The organism is Streptomyces sp. NBC_00390 (assembly GCF_036057275.1).
Taxonomy (GTDB): Bacteria; Actinomycetota; Actinomycetes; order Streptomycetales; family Streptomycetaceae; genus Streptomyces.
In genome coordinates this window covers 2,599,543-2,613,666 of sequence record NZ_CP107945.1, presented here as the reverse complement: position 1 = coordinate 2,613,666, position 14,124 = coordinate 2,599,543, and the positions used below count along the sequence as shown (strand labels likewise).

The 14,124-nt window shown below is 70.4% G+C and carries 10 protein-coding genes; 7 read left to right on the top strand and 3 right to left on the bottom strand.

Annotated features, from left to right (window positions below):
• Nucleotides 1–60: 60 nt before the first annotated feature.
• Nucleotides 61–1,071 (bottom strand): aldo/keto reductase, encoded by a 1,011-nt coding sequence (locus tag OHS70_RS10775; RefSeq protein ID WP_328396117.1) that lies wholly within the window; start codon nucleotides 1,069–1,071, stop codon nucleotides 61–63.
• Between the two features lie 74 nt (nucleotides 1,072–1,145).
• Here OHS70_RS10775 and OHS70_RS10770 point away from each other — a divergent pair, with 74 nt between their 5' ends.
• The 6 genes from OHS70_RS10770 to serA all read left to right on the top strand — a co-directional run bounded on the left by OHS70_RS10770 (nucleotide 1,146) and on the right by serA (nucleotide 10,983).
• Nucleotides 1,146–2,096, top strand: coding sequence for a 2-hydroxyacid dehydrogenase (locus tag OHS70_RS10770; protein WP_328396115.1), 951 nt, complete (start codon nucleotides 1,146–1,148; stop codon nucleotides 2,094–2,096).
• A gap of 390 nt (nucleotides 2,097–2,486) precedes the next feature.
• On the top strand, nucleotides 2,487–5,312 hold the full coding sequence (locus tag OHS70_RS10765; protein ID WP_328396113.1) for a putative bifunctional diguanylate cyclase/phosphodiesterase: 2,826 nt from the start codon (nucleotides 2,487–2,489) through the stop codon (nucleotides 5,310–5,312).
• Nucleotides 5,313–5,515: 203 nt separating this feature from the next.
• On the top strand, nucleotides 5,516–7,402 hold the full coding sequence (locus OHS70_RS10760; RefSeq protein ID WP_328396111.1) for an acetolactate synthase large subunit: 1,887 nt from the start codon (nucleotides 5,516–5,518) through the stop codon (nucleotides 7,400–7,402).
• Between the two features lie 26 nt (nucleotides 7,403–7,428).
• Nucleotides 7,429–7,953, top strand: a complete 525-nt coding sequence (gene ilvN, locus OHS70_RS10755) for an acetolactate synthase small subunit (RefSeq protein WP_328396109.1) — start codon at nucleotides 7,429–7,431, stop codon at nucleotides 7,951–7,953.
• 95 nt (nucleotides 7,954–8,048) lie between these two features.
• Nucleotides 8,049–9,050, top strand: a complete 1,002-nt coding sequence (gene ilvC, locus OHS70_RS10750) for a ketol-acid reductoisomerase (RefSeq protein WP_328396107.1) — start codon at nucleotides 8,049–8,051, stop codon at nucleotides 9,048–9,050.
• A gap of 328 nt (nucleotides 9,051–9,378) precedes the next feature.
• Complete coding sequence (gene serA / locus OHS70_RS10745) at nucleotides 9,379–10,983, top strand: phosphoglycerate dehydrogenase (RefSeq protein ID WP_328396105.1); 1,605 nt, start codon at nucleotides 9,379–9,381, stop codon at nucleotides 10,981–10,983.
• A gap of 150 nt (nucleotides 10,984–11,133) precedes the next feature.
• Here the strand turns inward: serA and OHS70_RS10740 are convergent, their stop codons facing one another.
• On the bottom strand, nucleotides 11,134–11,595 hold the full coding sequence (locus OHS70_RS10740) for a hypothetical protein (RefSeq protein ID WP_328396103.1): 462 nt from the start codon (nucleotides 11,593–11,595) through the stop codon (nucleotides 11,134–11,136).
• 34 nt (nucleotides 11,596–11,629) lie between these two features.
• On the bottom strand, nucleotides 11,630–12,955 hold the full coding sequence (locus OHS70_RS10735; RefSeq protein WP_328396101.1) for a PucR family transcriptional regulator: 1,326 nt from the start codon (nucleotides 12,953–12,955) through the stop codon (nucleotides 11,630–11,632).
• Nucleotides 12,956–13,127: 172 nt separating this feature from the next.
• Here OHS70_RS10735 and OHS70_RS10730 point away from each other — a divergent pair, with 172 nt between their 5' ends.
• Entirely contained in the window at nucleotides 13,128–14,054 is a 927-nt protein-coding gene (locus OHS70_RS10730) for a proline dehydrogenase family protein (protein ID WP_328396099.1), read from the top strand.
• Nucleotides 14,055–14,124: the final 70 nt, after the last annotated feature.

The window sequence follows — 14,124 nt, the reverse complement described above, 5'->3', positions numbered from 1 at the left end:
CACCGCAGCCGCTCCTCAGGTTCCCGATCTTGTCAGATCGCTCGGACGGCGGAGCGCCGATCAGTCCCAGGATCCCTGCGCGGGCGGCAGTCCGGCGATCTCGGCCAGGTCGTACGCCGTGAGTTCCAGCTCCGCGGCCCGGGCGTTCTCGACGGCCCATTCCTCCCGTTTGGCGCCCGGCACCGCCACCACGTGCCGGCCACGTCTCAGTACCCATGCCAGCGCGACCGTCGCCGGCGTGGCCGCCGGCCCGTGCCGCTCCGCGATCCGCCGCAGTCCCGCCACCACCGGCTGGTTCGCGGCCATCATCTCGGCGGTGAACCGCGGATGCCGCGCCCGGACGTCGTCCGGCTCGAAGCCCTGTCCGGGCGTCAGCGTGCCCGTGAGAAAGCCGTTGCCCAGCGGCATCGCCGCCAGGAACCCCACCCCGCGCGCCTCGCACCACGGCAGCAGCCGCTCCATCGCCTCGGGCGACCACACCGACAGCTCCGCCTGGACCGCACTGACCGGGAAGACCTGCTGCACCCGCTCCAGCTGCCGGATCGTTCCTTCGTGCAGATTTGCCCCGGTCCGCGCCCCCGGCCTCCGCATCGCCCGTGCGCCCACCGCGCACATCCCCAACGCCCGTACCTTGCCGGCCCCGACAAGCTCCGCCATCGCGCCCCAGGTCTCCTCGACCGGAACCTCAGGATCGGCACGGTGCAGCTGGTACAGGTCGATCACATCGGTCTGCAGCCGGCGCAACGACGCGTCACAGGCCCGTTTCACATATCCGGGCCTGCCGTTGGCGACCACGTGCTGATCACCGGCCAGCAGCCCGACCTTCGTCGACACGAACGCGTCCGCCCGCCGTTGCTTCAGCACCCGGCCGACCAGCAGCTCATTGGTGAACGGGCCGTACATGTCAGCGGTGTCCAGCAGGGTCGAGCCGGCGTCGAGCGCTGCGTGAACGGTGCGCAGCGACCGGTCCCCGCGCTGCTGGGAGCTGCTGTAGGCCCAGCTCATCGGCATGCAGCCGAGCCCCACGGCGCCCACTTCGAGGGCTCCCGCACCGATTGTCCTGCGCTCCAACTCCCCGTACCCCTCCCTCGACGCACCCAAAGCTAGCCAATGCCACCGGGCAGGTTTCGCTTAGCCTCCGGAGCATGACTGCTGATGTGTGGCTCCCCGTCCCGGCCGACGAGATCGAAGGCCTTCCCGATCCCGCCAAGTCGGGTCTCACCTACCGACTCTGGGACGGCGGGCAGGAGTTCCCGGCCGACCCCGCCGACTGCGTCTTCTATGCCGTCCCGTACATGAAGGGCACGGAGGTCGCCGTACGCCCGCTGGCCGCCATGACCTCCGTGCAGGTCGTGCAGACCCTGTCCGCGGGAATCGACCATGTGGAGCCGGGACTCGGCGCGCTGCGGCCCGGCGTGCGCCTGTGCAACGCCAGAGGGGTCCACGAAGCCTCCACCGCCGAGCTCACCCTCGCCCTGATCCTTGCCTCCCTGCGCGGGATCCCCCGCTTTGTGCGGGGCCAGGACCAGGAGGAATGGCACTCCGGCTTCTATCCGGCGCTTGCCGACAAGTCGGTGCTCATCGTCGGGTACGGCTCCATCGGCGCGGCGATCGAGGACCGGCTCGCGCCCTTCGAATGCGCGCGGGTGGCGCGCGTCGCGCGCTCTGCCCGCGCCACGGAGCGCGGAGAAGTGCGCGCACTCGCCGATCTGCCCGTCCTGCTGCCCGACGCGGACGTCGTGATCCTCTCGACCCCGCTCACCGATCGGACGAAAGGCCTGGTCGGCGCGGACTTCCTGGCCCGGATGAAGAACGGCGCCCTGCTGGTCAACGTCGCCCGGGGTCCGGTCGTGGACACAAACGCCCTGCTCGCGGAGGTCGGGAGCGGACGCATCACCGCCGCCCTCGATGTCACCGATCCCGAGCCGCTGCCCGCCGGTCATCCCTTGTGGCACGCGCCCGGCGTGCTGATCAGTCCCCATGTCGGCGGCTCCACCTCGGCGTTCATGCCACGGGCCAAACGCCTGCTGGCACGGCAGCTCACCCGGTTCGCCGCCGACGACCCGGTGGACAACGTGGTGCTCACGACCGGCTGACGATCTCGAATCGCACCCCTTCGATCACTCTTCGAAGTCACTCGGATGCACCGCGTGCCTTGATGGCCACAGATCGTCACTGAGAGTAGAGGGGCTATGTCCCTGAGTGACGATATTGGTGTATCGTCCCGACCTGGGGGCTGCGCCGAAGCGAGGGGCGGTGCCGTGACGCGAACTGACTGGCGATCACATCAGAGGGGGGCGACGGGCGATGCACGGCCGATGGACCAACGATCCGACGCGGCGGGGCCGCCACCGGCGACCCCAGCGCGCCCCGGCGCGCCGACTCCTTCCGGCACGACGGACACCGCACCTGCCGGAGCGGCCGGAGACACGGGCTGCCGGAACGCTGAGGCGTCCCACACCGGCAGCGAGGCCGGAGGCGGCGCGATGAGCGCGCCCGGGGCGCTGGTGGCGCCGGGCGCCGCCCGGCAGGCCGTCCCGGGATGCGGCACGGGGCTGCTCGCCCGGTTCCTCCTCGTGCTGCTGTGCACCGCCTACGGCGCAGGAGCCGCCCTGGGCTGGGGGTCACGCGAACTGGCGGTGTTCATGGGCGACTTCGGCCTCAGCGCCGCCGCCCTGCTCGCGGCCGTCTCCTGCCTGATGTACGCCCGCACCGAGGCCTGCCGCTTCCGGCCCGCCTGGCTGCTGTTCGCCTTCTCGTCGCTCATGGCCTCGGCGGGGAACGCGGTCTGGGGATGGTACGAGTTCGTGCTCGACCGTGACGTACCGAGCCCGTCCGTCGCCGACCTGTTCTTCCTCTGCTTCGCGCCCCCGGCCATCGTCGGACTGCTCGTGCTCGCCAAGCGACCGGTGACCAAGGCCGGCTGGGTCTGTCTGGGACTTGACGCCTGGCTGATCGGCGGCTCCCTGCTCACCCTCGCCTGGAGCCTCGCGCTCGCCCACACCGCGCACGCACAGGGCGAGAGCGTGGCCCCGGCCGCCCTGGCGCTCGCCTACCCGCTGCTCGACATCGTGCTGGTCAGCATGGTCCTCGCACTGCACTTCCGCCGTTCGTCGAGCAACCGCTCCGCGGTCAACACCGCGATCGCGGGCCTTGCCCTGACCGTGCTGTGCGACGCCGTGTTCACCTCGCCCCTGCTTCAGGAGAGCTACAAGTCCGGCGAGCTGCTCGACGCGGGCTGGTTCGCGGGTTCGCTGCTGCTCGCCTACGCCCCCTGGGGCCCGCGCCGGGCGGCGGAGGCCGCGCCGCCGCCGCTCCGCAGCCGTCAGCCGAACCGGCCTCTCGCGAGCTCGCTCGCCGCGCTCACGCCGTATCTCGCCGCGGCGGTGTGCACGCTCGGGATTCTCTACAGCGTCGTCGAGGGGCGTCGTGTCGACCGGGTCGTCGTCCTCACCGGCTGCACCGTCGTGCTCGCACTGGTCGTGCGCCAGGGCATCATGCTGCTCGACAACATCGCCCTGACGCACGAACTGGCGCAGAAGGAGAACCACTTCCGCTCGCTGGTGCAGGGGTCGAGCGACGTCATCATGATCGCCGCCTCCACCGGCGTCCTGCGATACGTCTCGCCCGCGGCGAACGGTGTCTACGGGCGCGACGCCGAGGAGCTCGTCGGCTCCGAGCTGGCCTCGCTGATCCACCCCGAGGACCTCGGCCGCGTCGTCCATGAGGTACGCCGGTTTCTGGCCGCCTGCGCGACGCAGGAACCCACCACTCGGATCGAGTGCCGCTTCCGCTCCGGCGCCGGGGACTGGCTCAACGTGGAGTCCACGATCAGCCGCCATCAGGGCGGTCTGATCCTCAACAGCCGGGACGTCACCGAACGGGTCCGTCTGCAGGCGCAGTTGCAGCACAACGCGGAACACGACCCGCTCACCGATCTGCCCAACCGCGCCCTGTTCACCGAGCGCGTCCGGATGGCCCTCACCGGCCGTCGTACGGGCGATCCCGGCACCGCCGTGCTCTTCATCGACCTCGACGGTTTCAAGGGCGTCAACGACCGCTTGGGCCACCAGGCCGGCGACGAGCTGCTGGTCCAGGCGGCCCGCAGACTCGCGGACTCGGTGAGGGCCGGGGACACCGCCGCCCGCCTGGGCGGGGACGAGTTCGCGGCCCTCATCATCGGCGACGGCGTCCGGGACCGGTCCGCCCGCGAGCGCCAGGTCCACGAGATCGCCGACCGGCTGCGCCTGACGCTCGCCCAGCCGTACAGCATCGACGGCCGTGAGGTGCGCGTGGCCGCCTCGATCGGAGTGGCCTTCGCCGAGCCCGCCCAGGGCCCCAACGACCTCATGCGCAACGCCGACCTCGCGATGTACCGCGCCAAGGCCGGAGGCAAGGACCGGGTCGAGCTGTACGCGCCCCAGATGCAGGCCGATGTCGTCCACCGCACCGAGCTCGCCGCCCGGCTGCGCAGCGCACTGCACGACGGAGAGTTCGCCCTGCTCCATCAGCCCGTCGTGAGCCTCGGCACCGGGCGGATCTCGGCCGTCGCCGCCCAGGCCCGCTGGAGGTCCGCCCAGGGGATCCTGTTCACCCCGGCCGAGTTCCTGCGCATCGCCGATGACGGCGACCGCACCGCCGAGCTCGGCCGCTGGCTGCTCGAGGAGGCCGTCGAGCAGGCCGCCGAGCGCGCCCGGGCAGGCCTTCAGGTTCCTGTGTCGGTCCGTCTCACGGGCCGGCTGCTGCTCGACCGGTCCCTGCCGCTCGGCTCCGTGGAGGCCCTGCTGACCCGGCACGAGCTGCCGTCGGGAGCGCTGGTCGTCGAGCTGGCCGACAGCGATCCGCGGATCTCCTTCGACGAGCTGGAGCAGCGACTGGTCGCGCTGCGCAGACTCGGCGTACGGATCGCCCTGGACGGCTTCGGGAGCGGCTACGCGGCGATCAACGCGCTGCGCCGCCTCCCTTTGGACGTGCTGAAACTGGACAGGGGGCTGGTCGAGGGCGTCGTCGAATCGGCGAGGCTGCACAAGATCACAAGTGGGCTGCTCCGTATCGCCTGCGATCTCGGTATGCAGTCAGTGGCGGACGGGGTGGACGTGCCGGAGCAGGTGCTGGCCCTGCGGGCGATGGGCTGCACGCACGGGCAGGGCATGGCGTTCTCCGGGCCTCTGGACGAGTACCGGCTGCGCCGTGCGCTGGTCCGCGACGAGTACCCCGTACCCGGCACAATGGCCCTGCCGGTCCTGTCCGGCGGAGGGCTCCCGACTCCCCGTAATGGCTCAAATAATGAGACGCGCGTCCCACCCACTTGACAGTGACCGCGCCACGGGGGGAGGGTCATTGCCATGCGCACCCGAATTCTCGTACTTGAAAAGCGCGTCGGCTGAGCAGAGCCCGTCCCAGGCCCTGCAGACCCTCCCGACGCGCTCCCCTCGCTTGCCTCCTGGCACGAGGGGTTTTTTGTTGCACCGGCACTTACCAAAACCACGCAAAAACCCTCAGCTTCGAGAAGAGAATGCCGATGACCGAGCAGGCCACCGGGGCCCACCATCCGCAGCCGCGGGCCCGTAACGGCGGACAGACCTCCGCCAGCGTTGAGCACGTCACGGGCGCGCAGTCCCTCATTCGCTCTCTCGAGGAAGTAGGGGCCGACACGGTCTTCGGCATCCCGGGCGGAGCCATCCTCCCGGCGTACGACCCGATGATGGACTCGACCAAGGTCCGTCATGTCCTGGTCCGCCACGAGCAGGGTGCCGGGCACGCCGCCACCGGCTACGCCCAGGCGACCGGCAAGGTCGGCGTCTGCATGGCCACCTCCGGCCCCGGCGCGACCAACCTGGTCACCCCGATCGCCGACGCGCACATGGACTCCGTTCCCCTGGTCGCGATCACCGGTCAGGTCGCCTCCAAGGCGATCGGCACGGACGCCTTCCAGGAGGCGGACATCTGCGGCATCACCATGCCGATCACCAAGCACAACTTCCTGGTCACCAAGGCCGACGACATCCCGCGCACCATCGCCGAGGCGTTCCATATCGCCTCGACCGGCCGCCCGGGCCCCGTCCTGGTCGACATCGCCAAGGACGCCCTCCAGGCGCAGACCAGGTTCAGCTGGCCGCCGCAGACCGACCTGCCCGGCTACCGCCCGGTGACCAAGCCGCACGCCAAGCAGATCCGCGAGGCCGCCAAGCTGATCACCGCCGCCAAGCGGCCCGTCCTGTACGTCGGCGGCGGTGTCATCAAGGCCGGTGCCACGACCGAGCTGAAGGTCCTCGCCGAGCTCACCGGCGCCCCCGTCACCACCACCCTCATGGCGCTGGGCTCGTTCCCCGACAGCCACCCGCTGCACGTGGGAATGCCGGGCATGCACGGTTCGGTCACCGCCGTCACCGCGCTGCAGAAGGCCGACCTGATCGTCGCCCTCGGCGCTCGCTTCGACGACCGCGTCACCGGCAAGCTGGACAGCTTCGCCCCGTACGCCAAGATCGTCCACGCCGATATCGACCCGGCCGAGATCGGCAAGAACCGCACCGCGGACGTGCCGATCGTCGGTGACGCCCGCGAGGTCATCGCCGACCTGGTCCAGGCCGTCCAGGCCGAGCACAACGACGGAAACACCGGCGACTACAGCGCCTGGTGGAACGACCTCAACCGCTGGCGCGAGACCTACCCGCTCGGCTACGAGAAGCCCGCCGACGGCAGCCTCTCCCCGCAGCAGGTCATCCAGCGCATCGGTGAGCTCGCCCCCGAGAACACCATCTACGCCGCCGGTGTCGGCCAGCACCAGATGTGGGCAGCCCACTTCATCAACTACGAGAAGCCGGCCACCTGGCTGAACTCGGGCGGCGCCGGAACGATGGGCTACGCGGTCCCGGCCGCGATGGGCGCGAAGGCCGGAGCCCCGGACCGCACGGTCTGGGCGATCGACGGCGACGGCTGCTTCCAGATGACCAACCAGGAGCTCACCACCTGCGCCCTGAACAACATCCCGATCAAGGTCGCGATCATCAACAACGGCGCGCTCGGGATGGTCCGCCAGTGGCAGACCCTCTTCTACAACCAGCGGTACTCCAGCACCGTCCTGCACGCCGACGACACGGGCCACCACGTCGCCGGCTCCCAGGTCGGCGCGAGCACCACGGCGCGCCAGGGCACCCGCGTGCCGGACTTCGTCAAGCTGTCCGAGGCCATGGGCTGCTACGCGATCCGCTGCGAGTCCCCGGACGACCTGGACAAGGTCATCAACGAGGCCAACGCCATCAACGACCGCCCGGTCGTCATCGACTTCATCGTCCACGAGGACGCCCAGGTGTGGCCCATGGTCGCCGCCGGTACCTCCAACGACGAGGTCATGGCCGCCCGCGGCGTCCGTCCCGACTTCGGCGACAACGAAGACGACTGAGAGCCGTAGGAAGAGGAACGACGCACATGTCCAAGCACACGCTCTCCGTCCTGGTGGAGAACACCCCCGGCATCCTGGCCCGGATCGCCGCGCTGTTCTCCCGCCGCGGCTTCAACATCGACTCGCTCGCCGTCGGTGTCACCGAGCACCCCGACATCTCCCGCATCACGATCGTGGTCAACGTCGAGGACCTCCCGCTCGAGCAGGTGACCAAGCAGCTGAACAAGCTGGTCAACGTCCTGAAGATCGTCGAGCTCGAGCCCGCCGCCGCGATCCAGCGCGAACTGGTACTGGTGAAGGTCCGCGCGGACAACGAGACCCGCTCCCAGGTCATCGAGATCGTCCAGCTGTTCCGTGCCAAGACCGTGGACGTCTCGCCCGAGGCCGTCACGATCGAGGCCACCGGTTCGAGTGACAAGCTCGAGGCGATGCTCAAGATGCTGGAGCAGTTCGGCATCAAGGAGCTCGTCCAGTCCGGCACCATCGCCATAGGGCGCGGCGCCCGCTCCATCACGGACCGCTCCCTGCGGGCGCTGGACCGATCCGCCTAGCGGACCGCCGTTCCGCCTGGCGAGACCCCGAAACGTCCACATCCCTCCCCGCCGTACGGTGGGACGCAACACCAGCACTCCAAGGAGATATCCCAGTGGCCGAGCTGTTCTACGACGACGATGCCGACCTGTCCATCATCCAGAACCGCAAGGTCGCGGTCATCGGCTACGGCAGCCAGGGCCACGCCCACGCGCTGTCGCTGCGTGACTCGGGTGTCGACGTCCGGGTCGGTCTGCACGAGGGCTCCAAGTCCAAGGCCAAGGCCGAGGAGCAGGGCCTGCGCGTGGTGACGCCGGCCGAGGCCGCCGCCGAGGCCGACGTCATCATGATCCTGATCCCGGACCCGATCCAGGCCCAGGTCTACGAGGAGTCCGTCAAGGACAACCTGAAGGACGGCGACGCGCTGTTCTTCGCCCACGGTTTCAACATCCGCTTCGGCTTCATCAAGGTCCCGGCCGGTGTGGACGTCGCCCTGGTCGCTCCCAAGGGTCCGGGCCACCTGGTCCGCCGCCAGTACGAAGAGGGCCGTGGCGTCCCGGCGATCGCCGCCGTCGAGCAGGACGCCTCCGGCAACGCGTTCGCCCTGGCGCTCTCGTACGCCAAGGCCATCGGCGGCACCCGCGCCGGCGTCATCAAGACCACCTTCACCGAGGAGACCGAGACCGACCTGTTCGGTGAGCAGGCGGTCTTGTGCGGTGGTACGTCCGCGCTGGTCAAGGCGGGCTTCGAGACCCTGGTCGAGGCCGGCTACCAGCCGGAGATCGCCTACTTCGAGTGCCTCCACGAGCTGAAGCTGATCGTGGACCTCATGTACGAGGGCGGCCTCGAGAAGATGCGTTGGTCGGTCTCCGAGACCGCCGAGTGGGGCGACTACGTCACCGGCCCCCGGATCATCACCGACCAGACCAAGGCCGAGATGAAGAAGGTCCTCGCCGAGATCCAGGACGGCACGTTCGCCAAGAACTGGATGGACGAGTACCACGGCGGTCTGAAGAAGTACAACGAGTACAAGACGCAGGACGAGAACCACCTGCTGGAGACCACCGGCAAGGAGCTGCGCAAGCTCATGAGCTGGGTCGACAACGACGAGGCGTGAGCCGTGACGGTGAGGGGGCCGTCCCGGCCCCCTCACCGGTCCGCTCCGCCGGTGCGCTCCAGCAGTTCTCCGGGCGGGTCCCGTGCAATGCGACCACCGGCACGAACCACCGACGGCCCCTTGGACGACCCCGCCCCCGGTTCGCCACTCTGTCCAGCCACGGACGGGTGATCCTGCCAAGGAGGCGCAAGATGCACCCCATGGCACCACTACACTCATCAGTACATACGCGTCAGGCCCACAGTGTCGTGCGTCTTCCACGCGGCTAGCCCCTCCACCGCCTGCGGCCGTCGGGACGGCCGTCCGCACTGGACATGTGAGGACTCACGTGAGCTCGGACCCTCGTCAAAAGCCAGTAGTACTCATCGCTGAAGAGCTGTCGCCCGCCACCGTCGACGCCCTGGGACCGGACTTCGAGATCCGGCACTGCAACGGCGCCGACCGTGCCGAGTTGATCCCTGCCGTCGCCGATGTCGACGCGGTCCTCGTCCGCTCGGCCACCAAGGTCGACGCCGAGGCCATCGCCGCGGCCAAGAAGCTGCGGGTCGTCGCCCGCGCCGGTGTCGGCCTGGACAACGTGGACGTCTCCGCCGCCACCAAGGCCGGCGTCATGGTCGTCAACGCTCCGACGTCCAACATCGTCACCGCCGCCGAGCTCGCCTGCGGTCTGCTGGTCGCCACCGCGCGTAACATTCCGCAGGCCAACACCGCTCTCAAGAACGGCGAGTGGAAGCGCTCCAAGTACACCGGCGTCGAACTCAGCGAGAAGACCCTCGGTGTCGTCGGCCTCGGCCGTATCGGCGTGCTCGTCGCGCAGCGCATGTCCGCCTTCGGCATGAAGATCGTCGCGTTCGACCCCTACGTACAGCCCGCGCGGGCCGCCCAGATGGGCGTCAAGCTGCTCTCGCTCGACGAGCTGCTCGAGGTCTCCGACTTCATCACCGTCCACCTCCCCAAGACCCCCGAGACGCTCGGCCTGATCGGCGACGAGGCGCTGCACAAGGTCAAGCCGACCGTCCGCATCGTCAACGCCGCCCGCGGCGGCATCGTCGACGAGGAAGCGCTGTACTCGGCGCTCAAGGAGGGCCGCGTCGCCGGCGCCGGTCTGGACGTGTACGCGAAGGAGCCGTGCACCGACTCCCCGCTGTTCGAGCTGGACCAGGTCGTCTGCACCCCGCACCTCGGCGCGTCCACGGACGAGGCGCAGGAGAAGGCCGGTATCGCCGTCGCCCGCTCGGTGCGCCTCGCGCTCGCCGGTGAGCTGGTCCCCGACGCGGTCAACGTCCAGGGTGGTGTCATCGCCGAGGACGTGCGCCCGGGTCTGCCGCTCGCCGAGAAGCTCGGCCGCATCTTCACCGCACTCGCCGGTGAGGTCGCGGTCCGCCTCGATGTCGAGGTCTACGGCGAGATCACCCAGCACGACGTCAAGGTGCTCGAACTGTCCGCGCTCAAGGGCGTGTTCGAGGACGTCGTCGACGAGACCGTCTCGTATGTGAACGCTCCGCTCTTCGCCCAGGAGCGCGGTGTCGAGGTCCGGCTGACCACCAGCTCGGAGTCCCCGGACCACCGCAATGTCGTCACCGTGCGCGGCACGCTCTCGGGCGGCGAGGAGGTCGCGGTCTCCGGCACGCTGGCCGGCCCCAAGCACCTCCAGAAGATCGTCGCCGTCGGTGACTACGACATCGACCTGGCGCTCGCCGACCACATGGTCGTGGCGCGCTACGAGGACCGTCCCGGTGTCGTCGGCACCGTCGGCCGGATCCTCGGCGAGGCCGGGCTGAACATCGCCGGCATGCAGGTCTCCCGTCAGGAGGAGGGCGGTGAGGCGCTGGTCGTGCTGACCGTCGACGACACCGTGCCGCAGTCCGTGCTCACCGAGATCGCGGAGGAGATCGGTGCCACGTCGGCCCGTTCGGTGAACCTCAACGACTGAGTCCTCCCACCGCTGCGCACGTCGAAGGGCCCGGGAGACCGGGCCCTTCGACGTGCGCGGGACAGAGTGCCGCCCGGCTCGGCGTTCGAGGACAGGCCAGGCCCCCGTGGACCTCCACGGGGCCCTGGCGGCAGCCGGGAGTTCGCCGGGCTACGGCACCGGTGCCGTAGCCCGGGCATCCGTCGGCACGGTCGCCTGCGCGGCTGGTCCCTCCTCGGCCGGCGCCGTGCGGCCCGTGCCGCGGAGCAGCAGTGCGGCAAGGACCGCCGCGGCGGCGAGCAGCGCCGCGCCCCCCGCCGCGGCGATCTGCATTCCGTGCACAAAGGCTTCGCGTGCCACCTCCAGCACCTCCTGCCCGGCCCCGCCCGGCAGTTGCTGAGAGACCACACTCGCGCCGCCGACGGTCTCGCGGACCGTGTTCAGCGCCTCGCCCGAAAGACCGGCCGGCGCCGCGTCGGCGATGTCCCTGCGGTAGACGGCCGCGCCCACGCTGCCCAGGACCGCCATGCCCAGCGCTCCGCCGAACTCCTGCCCGGTCTCCAGCAGCGATGCGGCCGAACCCGCCTTCTCCGCCGGCGCCGCGGCCAGCGCCATGTCGGAGACCAGCGCCATCACGGTGACGATGCCGCAGCCCGCCGGTGAGGCGTCATAGCCGCGCGCCCTTGAGTGCCATGTGCAGCAGCAGCCGGTCCTCGCCCTCCGTCAGGTGCAGACCGGTGAGCTCCTCGATGCGCGACAGGCGGTAGTAGAGCGTCTGGCGGTGGATGCCCAGGGCCGCCGCGGTGCGGCTCGCCTGGCCCGCGCAGTCGAGGAACACCTCGGCGGTGCGGGCCAGTTCGGCATGGGCGGGGGAGAGCAGCTCCTGCACGGCGGGGTCGGGTCCCGTGCCTGGGGGCAGCGCCGTCAGCATGCGGTACGGGCCGAGGTCCGACCACCGGGCGACCGGGCCGAGCCGGGGTTCGGCCTGCGCCGCCCGCGCCGCCGAAGTGGCCTCGTACCAACCGGTGTCGAGCTCGGCGAGGCCGCGTCGCGGCGCGGCCACCCCCGCGGCGGCTGCCGCGCCGTGGCCCGCCCGGGCACTCGCGCCTTCGGCGCCCTGGGTGGGCCCGCCACCCGCAGCGGCGCCCGGGGGTCCGTCGGCACCCCGAGCGCCCCCGGCCGCCGTGGCTTGCTCCCCGGGCCGGCGCCCCGGGCCGGCAGCCCGCCCCGCATCCGCACCCGAGGCTTCGCGCAGCCGGGCAGCCACCGTCAGCGCGGGGGTCAGGTTGTCGGCCGAGCGCAACCGCACCAGCGCAGCAAGAGTGTGCCCGGCGGGCCCGCCCGGAGCCCCGGCCGCCGCCCGCGCCGGCAGCGGCACCGTGCACAGGGCCGACGTGCCCGGCAGCGAGCGTGGCGACGGAGCGTCCCCCGCGGACCAGGGCGTCACGCACACGACGGTGTGCAGTCCGTCGGCGTCCGGGCCGAGTGCCGTACGCAGCGCCGCCACCGCCATGTCGTACTGCCAGCCCCGCCCGGCCGAGAGCACCGCGCGGAACTCGCGGGACAGGTCTGCGCCCGCCCGCTCCTCCTCCGCGAGCAGGGTGCCGATCCGCTCGGTGACCTCCATCGCCGCGGCCAGCTGCTCGGCTGTCGGCCCCGGGTCCGCGTCGAGCAGCCATACGTATCCGAGCACCACGCCCCGGTGCCGTACGGGCAGGCAGATGCGGTCCCGGAAGACGCCGGCGTCGGGGGCGGCGGGGATGCGGACCGGGCCCGTGGCGCGGGTGATGCCGTACCCCTCGAACCAGGAGCGGACCGCGGGCGTGGACTTCCTGGTGAGGATCGAGCGGGTCCGGACCGGGTCCATCGCCGTGTCGTCCTCGCTGTCGTGGGCCCCGAAGGCGATCAGCCCGAAATCGCGGTTCTCCAGCGTCGCCGGGACGGCCAGCAGCGCCGAGATCTCGTCGACGAGTTCTTGGTAGTCGCCCTTCACGCCGACATTGTCGCACCCCCTTCAGACAAATGTCTGAGATCCTGGCCGTGGATGCGTGACAGCTGTCGATGGCCGAGGATCGGAGCGATCCTTAGGTTTCACGGTGGTTCTTCGTGCCGTTCCCGTCTCGTTCGGTTCCGGCCTCCTTCAATCTGCTTCGTGGAGGTGCCCCGTGCTGGCTCCCGTGATCCTCGCCGCGTCCCGCAGCGACAAGATGCGCCGTTTCGTCTCGGCCGCTCCGGGGACCAAGCAGGTCGTCGCCCGGTTCATCGCCGGCGAGACGGTCGACCAGGTCGTCCCGATCGTCGAGGAGACGGTCGGCAAGGGGCTCGAGGTCACGCTGGACGTGGTCGGCGAGGACATCACGACCCGCGAGCAGGCCACTGCCGCGCGCGACGCCTACCTCGAGCTGATCGAGCACCTCAAGGGCCTCGGTTTCGGCACCAAGGCCGAGATGTCCGTCAAGCTGTCGATGTTCGGCCAGTGCCTGGAGGGCGGACACGAGCTGGCGCTCGCCAATGTCCGCCCGGTCGTGGAGGCCGCCGCCGCGATCGGTACCACGGTCACCCTGGACGCCGAGGACCACACCACCCTCGACTCGATGTTCGCCATCCACGAGGAGCTGCGGAAGGACTTCCCGCAGACCGGATGCGTCATCCAGGCCTACCTGTTCCGCACCGAGGAGGACGCCCGCCGCCTCGCCGCGAACGGCAGCCGGGTCCGTATCGTCAAGGGCGCGTACAAGGAGCCCGCCTCCGTCGCGTACCAGGACAAGTCCGAGATCGACCAGGCGTACGTCCGCATCCTCAAGATCCTCATGGAGGGTGAGGGGTACCCGATGATCGGGTCCCACGACCCGCGCCTGATCGCCATCACGCAGGAGCTCGCCCGCAGTGCGGGCCGCAAGCTGGACGAGTACGAGTTCCAGATGCTGTACGGGATCCGCGGCGACGAGCACGTCCGGCTCGCCGCCGAGGGGCACCGGATGCGCGTCTACACCGCGTACGGCACCGACTGGTACGGCTACTTCATGCGGCGCCTCGCGGAGAAGCCGGCCAACCTGCTGTTCTTCGTCCGCTCGATGATCACCAAGGGCTGAGCGACGGTTGTCGTCCCCCAGGTGTTCAGGCGCATCCTGGATGACGACAGCCACCGCTCTTCGGCCGGAT